Annotated in this window: 21 protein-coding genes; 4 read left to right on the forward strand and 17 right to left on the reverse strand. The window is 63.7% G+C overall.

The window, feature by feature from the left end:
- Positions 1-64: 64 nt before the first annotated feature.
- Complete coding sequence (groES, locus tag P3G66_RS08585) at positions 65-364, reverse strand: co-chaperone GroES (protein ID WP_003940763.1); 300 nt, start codon at positions 362-364, stop codon at positions 65-67.
- A gap of 233 nt (positions 365-597) precedes the next feature.
- On the opposite strand from groES, the gene P3G66_RS08590 reads away from it, so the two are divergent.
- Positions 598-2,313, forward strand: a complete 1,716-nt coding sequence (locus tag P3G66_RS08590; protein ID WP_050656359.1) for a TIGR03767 family metallophosphoesterase — start codon at positions 598-600, stop codon at positions 2,311-2,313.
- A 19-nt stretch (positions 2,314-2,332) separates the two neighbouring features.
- Here P3G66_RS08590 and P3G66_RS08595 read toward each other — a convergent pair whose 3' ends face one another.
- Positions 2,333-2,893 (reverse strand): potassium channel family protein, encoded by a 561-nt coding sequence (locus tag P3G66_RS08595; RefSeq protein ID WP_007728612.1) that lies wholly within the window; start codon positions 2,891-2,893, stop codon positions 2,333-2,335.
- Between the two features lie 161 nt (positions 2,894-3,054).
- Here P3G66_RS08595 and P3G66_RS08600 point away from each other — a divergent pair, with 161 nt between their 5' ends.
- On the forward strand, positions 3,055-4,644 hold the full coding sequence (locus P3G66_RS08600) for an Hsp70 family protein (protein WP_042449735.1): 1,590 nt from the start codon (positions 3,055-3,057) through the stop codon (positions 4,642-4,644).
- Positions 4,645-4,662: 18 nt separating this feature from the next.
- Here P3G66_RS08600 and tsaD read toward each other — a convergent pair whose 3' ends face one another.
- The 7 genes from tsaD to P3G66_RS08635 form a co-directional block, all read right to left on the reverse strand.
- Positions 4,663-5,700 (reverse strand): tRNA (adenosine(37)-N6)-threonylcarbamoyltransferase complex transferase subunit TsaD, encoded by a 1,038-nt coding sequence (gene tsaD, locus P3G66_RS08605; RefSeq protein WP_054827677.1) that lies wholly within the window; start codon positions 5,698-5,700, stop codon positions 4,663-4,665.
- Entirely contained in the window at positions 5,697-6,191 is a 495-nt protein-coding gene (gene rimI, locus P3G66_RS08610) for a ribosomal protein S18-alanine N-acetyltransferase (RefSeq protein WP_073512469.1), read from the reverse strand. The genes tsaD and rimI overlap by 4 nt, the downstream gene beginning before the upstream one ends.
- Before the next feature lie 10 nt (positions 6,192-6,201).
- Positions 6,202-6,885 carry a tRNA (adenosine(37)-N6)-threonylcarbamoyltransferase complex dimerization subunit type 1 TsaB gene (gene tsaB, locus P3G66_RS08615; protein ID WP_065455183.1) on the reverse strand — a complete coding sequence of 228 codons (684 nt, stop codon included), beginning with the start codon at positions 6,883-6,885 and terminating at the stop codon, positions 6,202-6,204.
- Between the two features lie 106 nt (positions 6,886-6,991).
- The gene (tsaE, locus tag P3G66_RS08620) at positions 6,992-7,483 is read right to left on the reverse strand and encodes a tRNA (adenosine(37)-N6)-threonylcarbamoyltransferase complex ATPase subunit type 1 TsaE (protein WP_003940673.1); all 492 of its coding nucleotides are present in this window, start codon (positions 7,481-7,483) and stop codon (positions 6,992-6,994) included.
- Positions 7,473-8,525 (reverse strand): alpha/beta hydrolase, encoded by a 1,053-nt coding sequence (locus P3G66_RS08625; RefSeq protein ID WP_116056969.1) that lies wholly within the window; start codon positions 8,523-8,525, stop codon positions 7,473-7,475. Before P3G66_RS08625 ends, tsaE begins: the two co-directional genes overlap by 11 nt.
- A complete protein-coding gene (alr, locus tag P3G66_RS08630; RefSeq protein WP_256520533.1) occupies positions 8,522-9,724 on the reverse strand; it encodes an alanine racemase in 1,203 nt (400 codons plus the stop codon). Before alr ends, P3G66_RS08625 begins: the two co-directional genes overlap by 4 nt.
- A 55-nt stretch (positions 9,725-9,779) precedes the next feature.
- On the reverse strand, positions 9,780-11,213 hold the full coding sequence (locus P3G66_RS08635) for an NAD(P)H-hydrate dehydratase (protein ID WP_073512438.1): 1,434 nt from the start codon (positions 11,211-11,213) through the stop codon (positions 9,780-9,782).
- A 38-nt stretch (positions 11,214-11,251) separates the two neighbouring features.
- Between P3G66_RS08635 and P3G66_RS08640 the strand changes: the two genes are divergently transcribed.
- Positions 11,252-11,623 carry a plastocyanin/azurin family copper-binding protein gene (locus P3G66_RS08640; protein ID WP_003940908.1) on the forward strand — a complete coding sequence of 124 codons (372 nt, stop codon included), beginning with the start codon at positions 11,252-11,254 and terminating at the stop codon, positions 11,621-11,623.
- Positions 11,624-11,676: 53 nt separating this feature from the next.
- Here the strand turns inward: P3G66_RS08640 and glmS are convergent, their stop codons facing one another.
- Entirely contained in the window at positions 11,677-13,539 is a 1,863-nt protein-coding gene (glmS, locus tag P3G66_RS08645; RefSeq protein WP_003940837.1) for a glutamine--fructose-6-phosphate transaminase (isomerizing), read from the reverse strand.
- Between the two features lie 112 nt (positions 13,540-13,651).
- Between glmS and P3G66_RS08650 the strand changes: the two genes are divergently transcribed.
- Positions 13,652-14,491, forward strand: coding sequence for a dienelactone hydrolase family protein (locus P3G66_RS08650; RefSeq protein WP_003941000.1), 840 nt, complete (start codon positions 13,652-13,654; stop codon positions 14,489-14,491).
- Here P3G66_RS08650 and P3G66_RS08655 read toward each other — a convergent pair.
- The 7 genes from P3G66_RS08655 to P3G66_RS08685 all read right to left on the reverse strand — a co-directional run bounded on the left by P3G66_RS08655 (position 14,452) and on the right by P3G66_RS08685 (position 19,319).
- Complete coding sequence (locus P3G66_RS08655) at positions 14,452-14,736, reverse strand: hypothetical protein (protein ID WP_003940907.1); 285 nt, start codon at positions 14,734-14,736, stop codon at positions 14,452-14,454. The genes P3G66_RS08650 and P3G66_RS08655 overlap by 40 nt on opposite strands.
- Positions 14,733-15,797, reverse strand: coding sequence for a hypothetical protein (locus tag P3G66_RS08660; protein WP_276116390.1), 1,065 nt, complete (start codon positions 15,795-15,797; stop codon positions 14,733-14,735). Before P3G66_RS08660 ends, P3G66_RS08655 begins: the two co-directional genes overlap by 4 nt.
- 80 nt (positions 15,798-15,877) lie before the next feature.
- Positions 15,878-16,183 (reverse strand): hypothetical protein, encoded by a 306-nt coding sequence (locus P3G66_RS08665; protein ID WP_003941002.1) that lies wholly within the window; start codon positions 16,181-16,183, stop codon positions 15,878-15,880.
- Between the two features lie 110 nt (positions 16,184-16,293).
- The gene (gene glmM, locus P3G66_RS08670) at positions 16,294-17,631 is read right to left on the reverse strand and encodes a phosphoglucosamine mutase (protein WP_276116391.1); all 1,338 of its coding nucleotides are present in this window, start codon (positions 17,629-17,631) and stop codon (positions 16,294-16,296) included.
- A 154-nt stretch (positions 17,632-17,785) separates the two neighbouring features.
- Positions 17,786-18,295, reverse strand: a complete 510-nt coding sequence (rpsI, locus tag P3G66_RS08675; protein ID WP_007728596.1) for a 30S ribosomal protein S9 — start codon at positions 18,293-18,295, stop codon at positions 17,786-17,788.
- A complete protein-coding gene (gene rplM, locus P3G66_RS08680) occupies positions 18,292-18,735 on the reverse strand; it encodes a 50S ribosomal protein L13 (protein WP_003940842.1) in 444 nt (147 codons plus the stop codon). The genes rpsI and rplM overlap by 4 nt, the downstream gene beginning before the upstream one ends.
- A gap of 290 nt (positions 18,736-19,025) precedes the next feature.
- Positions 19,026-19,319 (reverse strand): WXG100 family type VII secretion target, encoded by a 294-nt coding sequence (locus P3G66_RS08685; RefSeq protein ID WP_003940975.1) that lies wholly within the window; start codon positions 19,317-19,319, stop codon positions 19,026-19,028.
- Positions 19,320-19,419 lie beyond the last annotated feature (100 nt).

The raw sequence follows: 19,419 nt of genomic DNA on the forward strand, positions 1-19,419 counted from the left end.
TTCGGGGCGTGAACGCATTCCGCCCCGGGATCCTGTGTGGACTCCGGGGCGGATCACGTGTGTCTTACTTGGAGACGACAGCCAGCACGTCGCGTGCCGACAGGATCAGGTATTCCTGGCCGGCGTACTTGATCTCGGTTCCGCCGTACTTGGAGTAGATGACCGTGTCACCCTCCTTGACGTCGACCGGGATGCGGTTGCCCTGCTCGTTGACGCGGCCTTCGCCGACTGCAACGACGGTGCCCTCCTGGGGCTTTTCCTTGGCTGTGTCAGGAATGACCAGGCCGGAAGCCGTCGTCGTTTCAGCCTCGTTGGCCTGGACGAGGATCTTGTCCTCGAGCGGCTTGATGTTGACGCTCGCCACGATGAGCCCTCCACTTTGGGGTATGTGCGTCCGAGGCGATCCTCGGACAGCTGTTTGGGTATGCCGTTTACGGCGCGTCACTGCAGTCCCGTCGTCGCGGGTGCCGGAACTCGATCAGCGCCAATTGGCACTCTATACGTGAGAGTGCCAACCCTCAAGGACTGGGCGCATTTTTCTCTTCGTCCAGAGCGAAACAGGACAGCCGTCCACCACGTTCACCTATTGTTCACTTCGTGACGAACATCAATCGCCGTAGTTTTCTGACCTTCGCCGGACTCGGCGCCGTCGGCGCGGTCAGCCTTGGCAAGCCGTGGGGCCTGCAATATGCAGGCGCGTCGACCATTCCGACGTCAGGTCCTGGCACCACTCTCGAGTCCGTGTCCACCCCCGTCAGCAGCAGCGGCTACACCAAGCTCACCGCCGGACCCGGTTGGGCGAACATCGTGCGCAGCGAGTTGGCCGAGCCGAAGTCGGGACGCGAGGACCGACGCACCGCGCTCGCCTCACTCGTGCAGTTGACCGACGTCCACATCGTCGACGCCCAGTCCCCCATGCGATTCGAGTACGTCCACCAGATCACCGGCTCGGCGTTCCGCCCCCAGGAGACCCTGACGGCGCACGGGCTGATTTCACTTGTCCGCCGGGTCAATTCGATCGGCAGTGGCCCGCACACGTCGCGACCCTTCGATGCCGTCGTCACCACCGGCGACAACACGGACAACAAGGAATTCGCCGAACTCGACTGGTTCCTCACCTCACTCAACGGCGGAACCGTCGTCGCCAACACCGGTGCCAAGGACCGCTACGAGGGTGTACAGAACTCGGGTGCCGATCTCTACTGGAACCCCGAGTCACCGATGCTCGACATGTACAAGAAGGCCGGATTCCCGGAGATCCCCGATTTCTTCGGTGCCGCTTTCACGCCCGTGTCGAGCCCCGGCCTGAACACCCCTTGGTACTGCGTGTTCGGCAACCACGACGATTCGGTGTCCGGCACGGTGCCCAGCGGCATCCCGCCGCTCGAAGCGATGTACACGGGATCTCTCAAGTTCGAGGTGCCCGGTTCACCGGAGCAGGCCAAGCAGATCGACGTCGCCACCAAGTTCGATCCCAGTGCGATACCCGGAATCCTGTCCGCCTTCACGACGCCGCCGCGCCAGGTCACCCCCGACCCGTCGCGCGCGCCGTTCACACCGCGACAGTTCATCGCCGCACATCTTGATCCCGCGCACACCGGTCCCGGACCCGTCGGACACGGTTTCGCCCCCGACGCCGGCGACACCGGTATCGGTTACTACTCGTTCGAGATCGCACCGGGCGTCGTCGGCATCAGCATGGACTCCACCAACCGCGCGGGCCTCGTCGACGGTTCGCTGGGCGCCGCTCAGTTCCAGTGGATCGAGAACACCCTGCGCGCCGGCAGCAGCACCTACTACGACGCCGCGGGCTCTCGCGTCACCGAGTCGCGAGGTGACACGTATTTCGTGCTGTTCAGTCACCACACGAGCGACACGATGGACAATCTCATTCCCGACCCCGAGAACGTCCTCGAGCCACGCCTGCGCGGTTCACAGCTTCTCGACTTGCTGCATCGTTTCCCGAACGTACTTGCCTGGGTCAACGGACACACCCACGAGAACAAGATCACCCCGTGGCCCGGCGCGACCCCCGAGCAGGGCTTCTGGGAGATCAACACCGCCTCTCACATCGACTACCCGCAACTCGGACGCATCATCGAGATCGCGGACAACCATGACGGAACGGTGTCGTTGCTTGCGACGCTCTTCGAGGCGGAGAGTCCCAATTCCGTCGACTACAGCGACAAGTCGGCAGCCGGGCTCGCCTCGCTGTACCGCGAACTGTCGTTCAACGACATCCACCGCGACCCGAAACTGACGGGTACCGGCGTCGACCAGAACGTCGAATTGTTGGTCCACACCGGACGATGACTCCGATTGCCGCAGTGTCCTAGGTGATTTCAGGTCCGCTCGAAGGCGAGCGGTGCGCTTTCGCCCACGACACTGCGGCAACGACGAATCGAACGCCGAATCCGATCAACACCAGATTGCAGACGATCTGAAGGCTCACGAGCCCCCGGGCAAGGTCCGTCTGCGCGGCGATGTCACCGAATCCGACTGTCGAGAAGACGGACAACGAAAAGTACAGCGCCGCCATACGCGACAGCGGTTCGGTGAAACTGCCAGGGCTTGCATGCTCGACCGAAAAATAGGTGATGGACACCAACAACAAGTACGTCGGCATCACCACCGCCACAGCTTCGACCGCCTGCAGAGATGGCACATCGGAACGCAGAATTCGCCACACCTGCCAGGTGGTCACGGCAAGTACCGCGGCGCCTCCACCGATCAAGAGGAAGATTGCACTGGCGGTATGTACATCGATCCACGGCAGAAAGAAATACGCGCATCCGAAGGCGATCACCGTCAGCGTGGGTCGAAGCACTGCACCACGGATCAGCGCGCGTCGTCGTTCCCGGTCGATGTGGGGAGAATCGCCTTTTTTCCGCATGAATCAATGATCGACAATTTCGCAGGTAAAACCACCCTTTCGGTCCGAAAAGGACGTCACGGAGACGAAAAGCACTGAGCAATCCTCACGAACCTTCTGTAACGTTCATATAACGGCGGTCGATTGAACATTGACCGGTATTGACTGTGAGGAGGTGTGCGATGAGTTGTTCACTGGGAATTTCCACTGGATCTTCCGGTGTCTATTCAGCACTCGTCGACACCGATACCAGCACAAACGCGCCAGGCGCCGTGCCTGCCGAGACTCGCTTCGTCTCGGCGGATCAGGCCAATTCCAACGTCGGTGACCTTGTCAGAGCATCCATCAAGCTGATGACGACGCAGGTAACGGACGGATCTGAAGCGCCGCGCTCGATCGGTGTCAGCTATCGCACGGACGATCAACTCGCGAGCATCAGGTCATCTCTTTCGCGCTCGCCGAAGCAGGTCCGTGCAATCCCCGAGCCTGCCGCCGTACACGCGTATCTCGCCGAGACAGGGAAAACCGAGCGGTACGACACGACAGCTCAGGTGGACGTCGGTGATCAAGGTCTGACGGTGTCCGTCGTCGACCACACCGGTGAAGTTCTGCACTCCGACCGTATCGACGCCCTCGCAGGGGCCGGAATCGACCGGGCATTGGTCGACTTCGTGACGGAGAAGGCGCCAGGGCACTTGCGCCGGTACACCGACGCGGAACTTCTTGCCGCCCGGTGCCATGTCGCCAAAGAGCAACTGTCCACGTCCACCAAGGTGACCGTCGACCTTCCGATCGACGCGATGGCGATCACGCGCGACGAGTTCGAGGCCATCATCGCCCCGGATATCGAGCGCGCCGTCACCTTCATCCGTGAAGTCGTGAAGGGCTCACCGCGGCCCGTCGGTGCCGTTGTACTCATCGGCGGTGGCGCACACATTCCGGCCGTGCGGTCCGCCGTCGCCGCTGCCGTCGACGTCCCCATGGTCGAGATCGTCGAGCCCGAGACTGCGGCAACCAAAGGTGCTGCACTCCTGGCAGATTCGATCACCGCAATTCGTTTCCCGCTGCTGGGCTCCGGAAGTGACCAGCGCTCCGGATCCACCGCCAAGGTATCGGGAGCGTTGATCGGTGCGCTCGTGGTCGGCGGACTGGTACTCGGTTACGGCGCAAAGGAATTGGTTCCGACCGACGACACCGCGGTCTCGCCCGTCGGAACCGGGTCGACCACGACGACGGTGAGCCCCGAAGCGACACCGAGCACCGGATCGACGATCATTCCGTCTCATGATCCTCTGCCTTCGGTAGCCGGCAGCACGTATCCTCGGTACGGGTATCCCACCACCCCGTTCGACTCGCAGCCTTACGACACGCACTCGTACACAACGCATCAGTACACACTTCCGCCTGCGCCGATCCCGGACACCTCGACGACAACCACGCCGCCGACCACGACAACGACCACTCCGAATTGGCCGACCATTCCCGGAATCACGCTGCCCGATCCACCGGCGTGGTGGCCGACGCTACCGGACACCGAGGCGACGCCCCCGGTCGATCCGACCGAGGCAAACCCCGGCGGCGGTCTCGGCCCGGGTGAGAGCGGCGGCGAGAACCCGACGACGCCGGAGACTCCTGGATCTGGTTCCACCGAAACCGAAATCACTACCCCTGGTGGTGGTGATCCGACGACGAAGCCCGGTGAACCGAATACCTCGATGCCCGAAAACGGTCCCGCGACCACACCGGATCGGGAACCGGCCCCGGTCGGCTGATTCTCAGTCGGCCGATTTTCAGTGCATCAGCTGGCTGACGGAGACCGACAGCCCCGGGTCCGTCGCAACACTCAATTCCGAAGGGCCTGCGCCGTTTCCGATCAGGTGAGCGGCCAACGATGCGATCATCACGCCGTTGTCCGTGCACAGTCGAGGTTTCGGAATGCGCAACGTGATGCCCGCTTCGGCGCAGCGCTGCTCGGCGAGTGAGCGGATACGCGAATTGGCCGTGGCGCCGCCGCCGAGAACCAACGTGTCGACCCCGACGTCCTTGGCTGCACGCACTGCCTTCATCGTCAGGACGTCTGCAACCGCTTCCTGGAACGAGGCAGCGATGTCCGGGATCGAAAAGGTCTCGCCTGCGCGCTCTTTCGATTCGACATAGCGCGCGACGGACGTCTTGAGTCCCGAGAACGAGAAGTCGTGCCGCGAATCGCGCGGCCCCGTCATGCCGCGAGGGAAGGCGATTGCGTTCGGATCTCCCTCTTGCGCAGCAGCATCGAGTGCCGGTCCACCGGGAAAGCCGAGTCCGAGCAGTCTGGCCACCTTGTCGAAGGCCTCACCGGCGGCGTCGTCGACAGTCGTGCCCAGTTCGACAATGGGCTTGCCCAGATCTTCGACGTGAAGCAGGTGTGTGTGACCGCCGGAGACCAACAATGCGACGCACGAGGGCAACGGACCGTGCTCGAGAGTGTCCACCGAGACGTGACCGCCGAGATGATTGACCGCATAGAACGGGATGTTCCATGCTGCCGCATAGGCTTTCGCTGCGGCTACACCGACCAGCAGCGCGCCGGCCAGGCCGGGTCCGATGGTGACGGCCAGCGCGTCGGGCTTCTCGATACCGGCGGCAGCAAGGGCACGGCGCATCGTCGGCACGATCGCCTCGAGGTGAGCCCGCGAGGCCACTTCGGGAACCACTCCCCCGTACCTGGCGTGCTGATCCACGCTCGATGCCACCTCGTCGGCCAACAATTCGCAGGTTCCGTCACCGTTCCAGCGGACGATACCGACACCTGTTTCGTCGCAAGAACTTTCGACACCCATGACGATCATGCTTGCTGCTCCTCAATTTCGCGGACACCGAGCACGGCAGGCCGTCTCATCGTGTACGCATCTGCCCCACTGGGCTGGTAGTACTTCTTTCGTGTTCCGACGATCTCGAATCCTTCGCGCCGGTACAGCGCGATGGCAGGTTCGTTGTCGGTGCGCACTTCCAGGAACACCGGGCACTGCCGTGAATCCGCCAGAGTCAGAAGCGCATCGAGCAACGCGCCGCCGATTCCGAGTCGCTGAGCCGAGGGATCTGTACCGATGGTGTGAACCTCGGCCTCCACGTTCGGCGACGCCCCCAACAATGCGACTCCGGCGTAGCCGAGGACGTGACCGTCAGGCTCCCGGGCAACGAAGTAATGATTATGTGCGCCTGCAAGTTCCGAGACGAACGCTTGTGCGCTCCAGGGTCCGTCGCCTGCGAACAACGCGCGCTCCAACTCCGCGCACCGTTCGGCGTCATCGACGTTCATCGGCTCGATGCTGTACTTCATCTGCTCTGTCTCACTTGCCACGTTCTGCAAGGGTCTTCGCGTCCGGGCGTCGGAGGTACAGCGGCTCCAGCGGGGCCGGAACCGAGCCGGCCAGGATCTCGCGAGCAGCGACTGTCACCAACCCGGCCGGTGAAGGTGTCTCCGCCGGGTCGACGGGTAGATCGAAGAAGTCCACGTGCGAAGCGGATCCGGCAATCAGCGTCGAAGGCGAAGGATCGACGTCGCCGGCGGAATTCACAGCCGGTCCTTCGACGCGCACTCCGCCGTCATAGCGCGCCCAGTAGATCTCGCGACGCCTCGCGTCAGTCACGACGAGCAGGCTCGGTGTGGTCGGTACCGCAGCCGCGATCGCATCGAGGCTGCACACGCCGTACACGGGAACACCGAGTGCGTCACCGAAGGCAGCGCCCGTCGCCATGCCGACACGCAGTCCGGTGTACGGCCCTGGCCCGACACCCACGACGACGGCGTTCAAGTCGGCCGGTGTGAGCCCTGCCTCGGCGAGGCATTCGAGGACGTGAGGGGTCAAGACCTCGGCGTGCGCACGAGGATTGACCGTGACACGCACGGCAAGCGTCTCCACTGTGTCCGGTGACTCTGCGTCCGGTGACACTGGGTCCGGTGACGAAGCCGACAGGGAGACGACTCCGGCAGTGACTGCCGGAGTGGAGGTGTCAATTGCGAGAACAAGCACGATTTCTCAGGGTACCCGCACGTGAAGAACTACTTCCGGCCCGGGAGGGTCACGACGTCTGTGACACGAAACGCCGTTTCCGACGTCTGTGACACCAAACTCCCTTTCACGACGTCCAGGACCAACTCGCAGTCCGCACATCCGATTCGGGTTCCCGATGAAGCTGCACTCGCAGGTGCCGTTCGACGAGCCTTTCCACGACGTCACCACCCCATTCGACCACCACCACTGCATCGGTGAGGTCGGTGTCGAGGTCGAGGGCATCGAGTTCGTCGAGCGCATGCGGTCCGCTGTCTCCCAGCCGGTATGCGTCGACGTGGATCATGCCGACGGGAACTCCGCCGCCAGGGCGGGTGCCCGGACGATGCTCACGAGCGATGACGAACGTCGGGGACGTCACCCGGCCCTGCACCCCGAGCCCGGCGCCGATTCCGCGCGTCAACGCGGTCTTGCCTGCCCCGAGTGGACCGTCCAGCACCACCAGGTCGCCGGCAACAAGTCCCGCCGCCAAGCGTCGGCCGAAAGCCTCGGTATCCTCGGCCGTTTCCAACGTGATCTGTCCGGACACGGGAAGTCCCGTGGAGTTCTCAGCCGACATCGGACCGCTCTTCTACCTGCGCTCGCTGCACCAACTTGTCGATTGCGTCCGTCACGATCGCCGGGAACTCGAGCTGCACCAGATGGCCGGCCCCGTGAACTCGCACGAGTTCGGACTCGGGGAGATCGGCAGCGAGACGCTTGGAGCTGATGAACGGAATCATCATGTCTTGATCGCCGCAGATCACGACTGCCGGTGTGTGTGCGAGGACCTCGAGAGAAGCGGACTCGTCGTGCAGTTCCAACGTCCGCAGGAAATTGACGATGGTCACAACCGAGGTCCGGTCGAGCATGCCGTCCGAGAGTTCATGCAGCCGTGGGCTGACATCGGTGCCGTACGAGGCCGCACGCAGGATCGGCGTGATCAATACTCGCGCAGCGCCCCGGGCATGCTGAACCACTCCTGGTGAGGTGCGCACTGCCAACCGGAATCCGTCGATGATCGGATTCTGCAGATTGCGGGTCAGGCCGGTTTCGGCCAGGCCTGCCGCCGTCGTCGCGACCAGCCCCACGCCGATGACTCGGCCCTCGAACCATTCGGGTCGCTGACCGGCGAGCGCGAGTACCGTCATGCCGCCCATCGAGTGACCGACCAGAACTATCGGTCCCTTGGGTACCTTGGCCTCGACGACGGTCGCGAGGTCGCGGCCGAGCTGAGAAACCGTACAACTCTTCGAACGCGGCATGCCCGAGTCTCCGTGTCCGCGCTGGTCGTAGAACACCATGCGAACCTTGTTGCCCCATCGCTCTTCGAGCTGGCGGCGCTGGAAATGCCAGGACAGCGCACTCAGGCAGTATCCGTGCACGAAAACGACCGTCAGCGGAGCGTCGTCCGGTCCCACTTCGCGAACTGCCAGCTCGACACCGTCCTCGGTGCGCACCGTGCTCTTGCGGTCGCGCGTCATGAGGTCGAAGTCCTCGTCCGCGTAGATTTCCCGGCCCGGACGCGTCGCGCTCTTGAATGCGTTCACACCGGCCATCGAGCCGAGCGCCACGGCGCTGAGCAGGCCACCGAGAATGCTCATCTTTCCTGCAGTCTTCATGACGTCTCTCCCCCGATGTACGTACGCACAGTGCGTCCACGTATCCCGGTCACGACCTCGTAGTGAATGGTGTCGAGTACGTCGGCCCAGGCCTGCGCGTTGGGTTCGCCGTGATCGCCGTTGCCGAAGAAGATCGCGGTGTCGCCTTCGCGAACTCCGTCACCGTCCGGACCCAGGTCCACCAATACCTGGTCCATGCAGATTCGCCCGACAGCCTGGCGACGCTTACCGCCCAACTGCACTTCGAACTTGCCACTCAGTGAGCGAGACAAACCGTCGGCGTAGCCGACGGGAAGCAGCGCAAGAGTGGTGTCGTACGGTGCGACCCACTGATGCCCGTAGGAGACGCCCTCTCCGGCGGCTACCTTCTTCACCAGAATCACCTTCGCTCGCAGCGTCATCGCCGGTCGTAAACCGAAATCTCCGAGTTCGGGCACCGGAGACAATCCATATATCGCGATTCCCGGCCGAACCATGTCAAACCGCAGGTCAGGACGGGTGACTGTAGCAGCGGAGTTGGAAAGATGAACGACTTCGGGGTCGAATCCGCGAGCGCGGACGTCGGCAACCGCGTCGATCAAACGCTGCTTCTGCATGTCGATGCCGTCGTGATGCGGTTCGTCCGAGTGCGCGAGGTGAGAGAACACTCCGCGCAGCCTGATCGTGCCCTCGTCCCGCGCAGTGGCGAGGTCGTCGAGCATCTGCGGCCACTCGGTTCTCGAGACGCCGTTGCGATTGAGACCGGTGTCCACCTTGAGCGTCACCGTCGCCTGTTGTCCCAGAACCCGTGCCGCGCCGACGACAGCGGCCAGGTGTCGCGGGGAGGACACGCCGATCTCGACGTCCGATCGGATCGCCGAGCCGAAATCGGCGTCGACGCCGTGCAGCCAGGCAAGGACGGGAGCGGTGATGCCTGCCTCGCGAAGGACCAGTGCCTCCGCGATGGTGGTGACGCCGAGTTCCCGGGCTCCCGCCGAGAGCGCCGTCCGCGCCACCGCAACTGCGCCGTGGTTGTATCCGTCCGCCTTGATGACCGCCATCAACGCTGCATCCCCGGCAAATTCACGCAGAACACGCACGTTGTGCGCGATCGCGTCCAGATCGACGACTGCCTCCGTCTGCGGCCCTACTGCGTCGTCGAGTCGGCTCGCCTTCCCCTCCGCAGGCTCCTTCGGTGCTCTTCCCTGGGCAAGCGTCATGGCGACAATCCTGCCACCCACGCAGAATCGGACACGTGTTCGGGTTTGAACACCCTCAATCGAGGGCAAAAGAGCGAAGCACACGCACTGATTCCCGCAGACCTCCCAGCAGGGGTGAAGCCGAAATCGGTGCTCCGGCGACATCGCTCTGACCGCCGGCAGCGGCGATGTTCGCAGCCAACGCGTGAGCCCGCGCCCCGACGGCCCCGGCTTCGAGAGGGCTCAGACCCGCCGCCAGCAACGCACCGATCACACCGGAGAGGATGTCACCCGAACCTGCCGTCGATGCCCAGGAGCCGCCGGCGTCGTTGACCAGCACCTCACCGCCGGGATCCGAGATCACCGTCGTATGGCCCTTCAGCAGGACCGTGACTCCGAGGCGTGCGGCAAGAGCACGCGTGGCCGCGATCCTGTCGTCGCCAAGAGTTGTGAATCGAGCGAACTCGCCGGCGTGGGGCGTCAACAGTGTCGGCGCGGTCCGGGCTGCGACAAGTTCGGGACGCTGAGCGAGGAGGGTAAGTCCGTCCGCATCGACAACAACGGGTACATCAGTAGCCAGCACCGACGCCAGAAGTCGCGCGGCGTCGTCGTCGGTACCCATACCGGGGCCGACCACCCACGCCTGAACTCGCCCGGCGGCTTGGAAGGTCTCACTCGCAATCACCTCCGGGAACCGGGCGAGCACCTCGGTGGCGCCGTGCCCGGCGTAGCGGACCAGGCCGGCGGTCGCGGTCACCGCGGCACCGGTACAGAGCACGCCCGCGCCGGGATACTGCTCACTTCCCGCAACGATGCCCACCACACCCTGCGAATACTTGTCGTCCTCCGGACCGGGCACCGGCCACAGCGCACCGACCTCCGCCGGATCGAGCGAACCGAATTCGGGTTCGCTGATGCTCAATCCGATGTCCACGAGTTCGACACGACCACACAGCGGAGCCGCGAGTACGTGTACCGGCTTGAGCGCACCGAATGTGACCGTCACATCAGCGGTCACCGACGGGCCGTCCACTGCGCCGGTGTTCGCGTCGACGCCGCTCGGAAGATCGACCGCCACGATCGGTGCATCCACCTGGCCGACGAGATCGGCCGCGTCAGGCCGTAGACCGCCGTGCCCGGAAATCCCGACGATGCCGTCGATCACCAGATCCGGCGACCCGACTTCGGCGGCGACTCGGCCGCCGGCCTTCAAGAGAGCATCGAGGCCCGCCCGATGAGCGCGCGCCGGATCGAGCAACACGGCCCGCACGCTCACACCTCGTTTGCGGAGCAACGCACCGGCCCACAGGGCATCACCGCCGTTGTCGCCCGTACCGACCAGCAGCGTCACCGACCGATGCGCGACCGACCCTGTACGGGAACGCAATTCGTCCGCGACTACTCGCGCAAGACCGTACGCCGCTCGACGCATCAGCACCCCGTCGGGCAGCTTGTCGAGCAGCGGCGCCTCAGCTGCTCGCACCTGATCGGCTGTGTAGTACCCACGCATGTCGGAACCCTTCAGTTGCCGTCGCTACCCTCGAAACCATGAAATCACGTCTTCGCCCGGCAATCGCGGGTCTCGTGCTCGCTCTCGGTCTGGTCGGGTGCAGTTCCGGCACCGACTCCACACCACCGGCTCCGGAAACGACGGCCAGCGGACCCGTGGTGACCATCTCCGGGATGGCGTACTCCCCCGCGTCCATCACCGTGAATGTCGGCGAGACGGTCACGTGGGTGTTCGACGACAACGGAATGGCCCACGACGTCAACGGCCTCGGGGACGCCAAGGGCAAACTCCGCAGTCCGCTCAAGAAATCGGGAACCTACACCTACACGTTCACCGAACCCGGAACCTACGACTACACCTGCACACCGCATCCCGAGATGCGCGGAACCGTCGTCGTCGAGACGCCGTAACGCGCTCGGGCCCCACAGTCTTGCGACTGCGGGGCCCGATTTTCTAGCGAAAGCTACTCGACCGTAACCGATTTCGCCAGGTTACGCGGCTTGTCGACGTCATAGCCACGCGCCGCGGCAACCTCGGCCGCAAAGATCTGCAACGGAACCGTGGACAGCAACGGCTGCAGCAGAGTCGGTGACGCCGGAATCTCGATCAGGTGATCCGCGTGCGCCGCGGCGACGGTGTCGCCTTCCTCAGCGATGACGATAGTCGTCGCCCCGCGCGCCTTGATCTCCTGAATGTTGGACACCAACTTCGAGTGCAGGACAGCGCGGCCCTGCGGCGACGGCATGACGATGATGACCGGAAGGTCCTCCTCGATCAAGGCGATCGGGCCGTGCTTGAGCTCACCGGCGGCAAAGCCCTCGGCGTGCATGTACGCAAGCTCCTTGAGCTTGAGCGCACCCTCGAGCGCCACCGGGTAGCCGACGTGACGCCCCAGGAACAGCACGGTCGACGCGTGCGCGAACTGGCGCGCCAACGCGCGCACCGGTTCTGCCGTCTCGAGTACCTTGCTGACCAATGCGGGCATCGCTTCGAGGTCGGCGTACTCGCGGGCGACCTCGTCCGGATACTTGGTTCCGCGAGCCTGCGCCAAAGCCAAACCGACGAGGTAGTTCGCGGTCACCTGCGCCAGGAACGCCTTGGTGGACGCGACCGCGATTTCCGGTCCTGCCCGGGTGTAGAGGACTGCGTCGGCTTCACGCGGGATCTGTGCACCGTTGGTGTTGCAGATCGCCAGGACGCGTGCCTTCTGGTCCTTGGCGTGCTTGACAGCCTCGAGCGTATCGGCCGTTTCCCCCGACTGCGAGATTGCGACAACAAGCGTCGAGCGATCGAGAACCGGGTCGCGGTAACGGAATTCGCTGGCGAGTTCGACCTCGACAGGTAGACGCGTCCAATGCTCGATCGCATACTTCGCCAACAGACCGGAGTGGTAAGCGCTACCGCAAGCGACAACGAACACCTTGTCGACGTCGCGCAGTTCCTGATCGGACAACCGCTGCTCGTCGAGGACGATCTTCCCGTTCTCGAAGTGGCCGAGGAGCGTGTCGGCGACAGCAGTCGGCTGCTCTTCGATCTCCTTGAGCATGAAGTAATCGTGACCACCTTTTTCGGCGGCTGCGAGATCCCAGTCGATGCGGAACGGGCGTCCTTCTGCCTCGTTACCCGCGAAGTCGGAGATCCGGTAGCTGTCGGCAGTGATCACCACTGCCTGATCCTGTCCGAGTTCAACCGCATCGCGTGTGTGCTCGATGAATGCAGCGACGTCGGAGCCGAGGAACATCTCGCCCTCACCGACACCGACTACGAGCGGCGTCGAGCGGCGCGCGGCAACAATCGTGTCCGCGTGATCAGCGTGCGTGAAGACGAGCGTGAACGCACCTTCCAACCGACGAACCACCGACAGCGCACTCTCGATGAAATCACCTGCCGTCGGCCCCTGGGCGTACGCCCGGGCGACGAGGTGAACCGCGACCTCGGAATCCGTGTCGCTCTGCAGTTCGACGCCTGCAGCCTCGAGCTCCGCACGCAGCGGGGCAAAATTCTCGATGATTCCGTTGTGAACGACAGCCAGCTTGCCCGAGGCATCACGATGCGGGTGCGCATTGCGGTCCGTCGGACGCCCATGCGTCGCCCAACGGGTATGGCCCATACCGGACGTACCGACGAAGTGATCCGCACCGTACTCGCCGAGCTCCGCCTCGAGGTTGGCCAACTTACCGGCCTTACGCTCGATCTCGACCCCACCGGTTCCGTCGAGAATCGCGATTCCCGACGAGTCGTACCCGCGATACTCCATTCGTCGCAAAGCCTCCACCACAACGCCCAGAGCTGGGCGGTGGCCGACGTATCCCACGATTCCGCACATGGTGACTCAGGGTACTTGGACATCGGCGGTGGGCGCATTTTGCGGTTCCCGCACCTGGTTGCAGCGTCCGCTCCGCATACACGAGGCGGCTCATCGGATAACGTCTTCAACCGTGGCACCGAAACTGAAGACACTGACCCGTGAGCTGTCCAAGCGCGGCCCGCACCGAGTTCTCCGCGGCAACCTCGCCCTGGCCGGACAGCCGGGTGTCGTGTACACGCCGGAAACCGGTTTCAATCTCCCCGCCGTTGCCTTCGCGCACGGGTGGATGGTCGGGTCCCACAAGTACGAGCAGACACTCCAGCACCTCGCTTCCTGGGGAATTGTCGCAGCGGCGCCCGACAGCGAACGCGGTCCGGTCCCGTCACATCTCGGATTGGCTGCAGATCTTCGAGCGACGCTCGACATCTGCGTCGGCGTGCGACTCGGCCCCGGACAGATCAGCGTCCAACCCGATCGGGTCGCCTTTGCCGGTCACGGCATGGGCGCGGGCGCTGCGGTACTGGCCGCAGCGCAGCGCGGGGATGTCGGTGCGGTAGCCGCACTGTTCCCGGCCCCGACAGCACCCAAGGCGGAGAACTACGCGTCGAAGATCACAGCGCCCGGATTGATCCTCGCCGGCGAAGACGACGTCGATTCCTTGACCAGCAATGCCCGGCCGCTGAGCGTGGAGTGGGGCGGTCCTGTCATCGCACGTACCGTGAACGACGCCCAAGACGCCGGACTGATCGAAGGCCGCCGACTCCTCGGCGCCCTGGGCCTCGGTGGATCCGAGCGCAAGACACAGGCCGCCACACGGTGCCTGCTCACGGGCTTCCTGTTGTTCCATCTGACCGGCGACAAGAAGTACAAGGATTTTGCTGATCCCGACGTCGAGATTCCGCACACGGCGCCGTTGCTGCCGGTCGAACCTCACTCCGACGCGCGGGCCAGCCAGCTGTTGCGTAAGTAGGAGTCCGTACTCGCCACCGACTCCGGCGGCGAGCACGGCGGCGTCGGCGTCGGCTCTGACGCGGATCGCAGATACGGGCCGGACCTGACCGGCCCATCCGTGTCATTCTCGGCGGATGTCGTTTCGGACGGCGGCTCCTGGTGCGATTCCGCGCTCGCTGCGGCCACTCTGCGCTCACGGAAGTCGTCGAGTTGAGAATCGAGGGTTCGACGGATCGCTTCGAACGGCGCGTGAACGGACTTCACAGCGGACCAGCTCCGGCCAACTCAGCGCCCGTCTCTCCGTCGGGAGCCACGATCGACTCGTCGGGGACTGTGGAAGGCGGCTCCGGGTCCGGCGCGGGCGAGAACTCGGCGTTGGATTCGACCGGCACCTCGTGCTCGCGAATCTCAGGGTCGGGAGTTTCGGGCTGGAGTGTCGCAGGCTGGGACGCTTCTTGCGGGCGCGCCTCGTGCAGCGACATCTCCGGATCGGCATCGAGCACTATTCTCGGCCAACCATTTTCGCTCAACTCCAGGGTGGCCGACACAGAGTTCCCGTCAGCACCTGCAACATCCAGACTCACCCCACGACCGTCGGACGCAATCGAGAAGCCCCAAGTGTTGCCGCCGATCGAGAAAGAGACAGGAGCGGCGGCGACACCTGATGCACTCGGCTCGGCGATCGGAAAGGTTGACGTGAACGCGTCTGTCACCCACTGGGTCGCGGCGTCAAAAGCATGACCAACCGCGCTTGCGCACTCCGCACACGCCCTGTCGAATTCATCGCGAGTATCGAGATACGCCGAACGAAAAACCGTGTCCAGCCATGGCGCCGCACCACGACCGGTGGAAGCGACGTGAGTCAGCTGGTCGATCTCCCCCGCATCCAGACCGCCGATCGTCGCCCGGTCGAGGCTTGCCACCTTGAAAGCCTTGTCTGCCAAAGCCGTTCGAACCGTCCGCGCGAACTCGTCGGCCAGCGTGATCAACAGTGGCGCCGAATCCGCATCGGACCGAGCTTCACGCCGCGCCGCGAAGGCCTGATCTACGACCGCACCCACGCCGGAAACATTCCACACTGCAGGAAGATTCTCCGCCAGGGTCGTCAGCATCGCGATCTCGGCGACCGAACCGTCCACCGCTGCGGCCATGTCCGACGCATCTCGCACTAGTGCCTCGAAATCGATACCAGCCTCTGCGCGATACGCATCCTCGTAGGACGTAAGCATCCGTTCTTCGAAGCCTAACCGAGAGGCCAGGTCGTGAAATCGATCGAAGAACTGCAATCCCCTCGCACCAGCATCCAGGATTTCTTCGGGACGCACGCGTGAATCACGCAGTGCAAGAATATCTTCGACGCAATAGTAGCTGTTTGGTACTGCCTGTGCGGTACCGCTCGTCGGTATCATGAGACCGACCCGCTGGAGTCTCGCAATCGCTGCGCACCCTGACCGTCCACTTCAGCGATCACCTCAGCCGAAGAGGAAAGCCGACGCGCCAACGCATCGAGAAGATCCGCACGGCCAGTCAAGCGAGAATTCAGGACCGCCAATGCCGACGCCAACGCGGCTCCATGCTCGGCGTAATCACGGCCCGAAACGGCACCGCTGAATCGCAAACGCCTGATCGGCTCGGCAGAATCGCGCAGAGCCTGGGCCACCGACACCGCATGGCGTGCCAATTCATCTGTTCCAGCGCGGTCGACATCCACGAGCGCTCCCAAGTTTCAACGGAACCACTCGAACGTCGAGCGGCCTTTGACTCCTTGGACGCAGCAGGGCGCAATTACGTTCCCTCAAAACGCGAACGCGTAATGAGGGGCTAAACCGAACCGACGATCTCGGCCAACTCGTCGGCCAGCTTCTGCGCGAGCGGAAGTTCGGTGGCCTCGACCATGACGCGGACCAGTTGCTCTGTCCCGGACGGGCGCAGGAGCACGCGACCACCGTCACCGAGGACGCGCTCTGCGTCCGCGACTGCTGCGAGTACCGACGGCGATGCTGCGACTGTCGCCTTGTCCCCAACCTTCACGTTGATCAGAACTTGCGGGAGGGTTGTCATCGTTGCGGCCAGCGCGGATGCCGACTTACCCGTGCGAGCCATGCGTCCGAGCAGCCGGAGGCCGGTGAGAATCCCATCGCCCGTGGTGCCGAACGCCGGCAACACGACATGGCCTGACTGCTCGCCACCGAGGCTGTATCCGCCCGCGCGCAGTTCCTCCAGAACGTAGCGGTCACCTACGGCAGCAGTCACGATGTTGATACCGGCCTCGCGCATCGCGATGTGCAAACCGAGATTGCTCATGACAGTCGCGACGAGAGTGTTCTCGACCAACTCACCGGCGTCGTTCATCGCGATCGCCAGAACTGCCATGATCGCGTCACCGTCGACCACCGCTCCGGTCTCGTCGACGGCCAGGCAACGGTCGGCGTCGCCGTCGTGCGCGAGGCCTAGGTCCGCCCCGTGATCGACTACGGCTTTCTGAAGATTCTCCAGGTGCGTCGATCCGCAGCCGTCGTTGATGTTGAGGCCGTCGGGATCGGCGCTGATCGCGATGACGCGAGCGCCCGCTGCCGCGTAGGCAACCGGTGCGAGCGCGGAAGCAGCGCCGTTGGCGCAGTCGACCACAACGGTGAGTCCAGCGAGTGGCTCGCTCGCCGCGCTCGCCAGATGCGCAAGGTACAGCTGAGCGGCGTCGTCGACCGTACGGACGCGGCCGATCCCGGCACCTGTCGGTAGGACGGGCGGTGCAGTGCCGTCGAGTGCATCCTCGATCGCCACCTCGACAGCATCATCCAGCTTGTGTCCACCGGCTGCGAAAATCTTGATTCCGTTGTCCGGCATGGGATTATGCGATGCAGAGATCATGACACCGAGACTGGCGTCGAGCTTTGCCGTCAAGTATGCAACTGCCGGAGTCGGAAGAATACCCACGTCGAGCACGTCGACACCCGCGGAACTCAATCCTGCGGTCACCGCGGCTTGAAGCATCTCACCGCTGGCGCGAGGATCGCGGCCGATCACGGCGGTCGGACGATCGTCCGCGGTGTCGGCTGTCAGTACGCTCGCCGCGGCAACTGCCAATCTCAATGCAAGATCTGCAGTCAGATCCGAATTGGCAAGTCCACGAACACCGTCAGTACCGAACAACCGACCCATAGAACGACTCCTGAATCCTGTGAACCTCGAGAAGGGAACTCGAGAAGGGAATTTCTCCGAGAAACACAAGAGCGAGCGTCCGGTAACGATGGACGCCCGCTCTTGTGGTGAACAGGTGCCGAAGCAGACCCGTCGGGTCAACCTCGGCAAAGCATCAGCGCTTGGAGTACTGCGATGCCTTACGGGCCTTCTTCAGGCCGTACTTCTTACGCTCGACCGCGCGGGCGTCACGCGTCAGGAAGCCTGCACGCTTGAGGGCCGGACGATCATCAGGGGTTACCTCGATGAGTGCGCGCGCGATAGCCAGACGCAGTGCGCCTGCCTGACCGGACGGGCCGCCACCGTGCAGCAGTGCAATGATGTCGAAAGACTCGGGACGCTCGACGAGCACCAGCGGAGCCTTGATCAGCTGCTGGTGAACCTTGTTGGGGAAGTAGTCCTCCAACGTACGACCGTTGAGCTTGAACTGACCGGTACCGGGAGCCATCCGGACGCGAACGACAGCCTCCTTGCGGCGACCGACGGTCTGGACCGGGCGATCGAGGACGATCGGTGCGAGCGTAGCTGCAGCAACCTCTTCGACGACCTCGACTGCGTCAGAGACAAGCTCTTCCACTGCTTCGATGTTCTCTTCGGACACGTTCTGCTCTTCCGGCGATGTCACTGTGCGACCTGCTTGATCTCGAACGGCACCGGCTGCTGCGCGGTGTGGGGGTGATTCGGGCCCGCGTAAACCTTGAGCTTGCTGCTCATTGCGCGGCCGAGCTTCGTCTTGGGGAGCATGCCGACAATGGCCTTCTCGACGAGACGATCGGGAGTCCTGTCGAGGACCTCACCGACAGTGCGGGACTTCAGGCCACCCGGGAATCCGGAGTGGTGGTAAACGTTCTTGCCCTGCAGCTTGTTGCCGCTGATGGCAACCTTCTCTGCGTTGATGATGACAACGAAGTCACCACCGTCGATGTGCGGCGCGTAGGTGGGCTTGTGCTTGCCACGCAGCAAGTTCGCTGCCTGAACGGCAAGACGGCCGAGCACCACGTCAGTGGCGTCGATGACGTGCCACGTGTGGGTCACATCTCCGGCCTTCGGGGTGTACGTAGACACAGATCTTCCTCGTCTTAATTCATTCCACTGCTGACCATGTGCGTATCGCGTAAACGATCCTCGGCGGCCAGTTGAGACCCGAGAACCGCCGGTCTCCACGCATTTCTGCCGGAGCCCTACGGCACGCCACCGATAGACGATACCGGTCTACCCGCTGCCAGGTCAAAGCGCAGCCATTCCTGCCAACAGCATCATCGTCCAGCACAGCGATGCGAGCGATCGACATGCGCCTGCCCCGGCAACCTGACGGTACCGGGGCAGGCGGGGTGTCATCACGGCATGGGATGTTGTCAGCGACCGAACCCGTTTGCGGCGATCCGATCAGCTTCCTGCATCTTCTCCGAGCCGCTCGCCGTCGCTCCGGCGATCTGCGCGAGAACCATGTTCAGTTCTTCGGAAGCCTGGGCCCAGCGACGCTGTGCGTCGTTCCACGCTTCGGAACCTGCCCCTTCCCAGCCTGCTTGCAGCTTGTCTACGACAACCTTGATGTCGCCCTGTTTGTCGTTGATCGCTTTGGCCTGCTGTTTCATCTGATCGGACAGCATTGCGAGGCCGCCGAAGTCGTACTTGATCCTGTCGGACATAACTGCTCCCGGTTCGGTGTGACTGGAGAGAAATTGTGAGAACTAACTTGCGAGAACTACTGGCTGAGGATTGCTTGATCGGACGATGAAGAGCTGGCAG

This window comes from Rhodococcus sp. C3V (assembly GCF_029269915.1).
GTDB classification, from domain to species: Bacteria; Actinomycetota; Actinomycetes; order Mycobacteriales; family Mycobacteriaceae; genus Rhodococcus_F; species Rhodococcus_F qingshengii.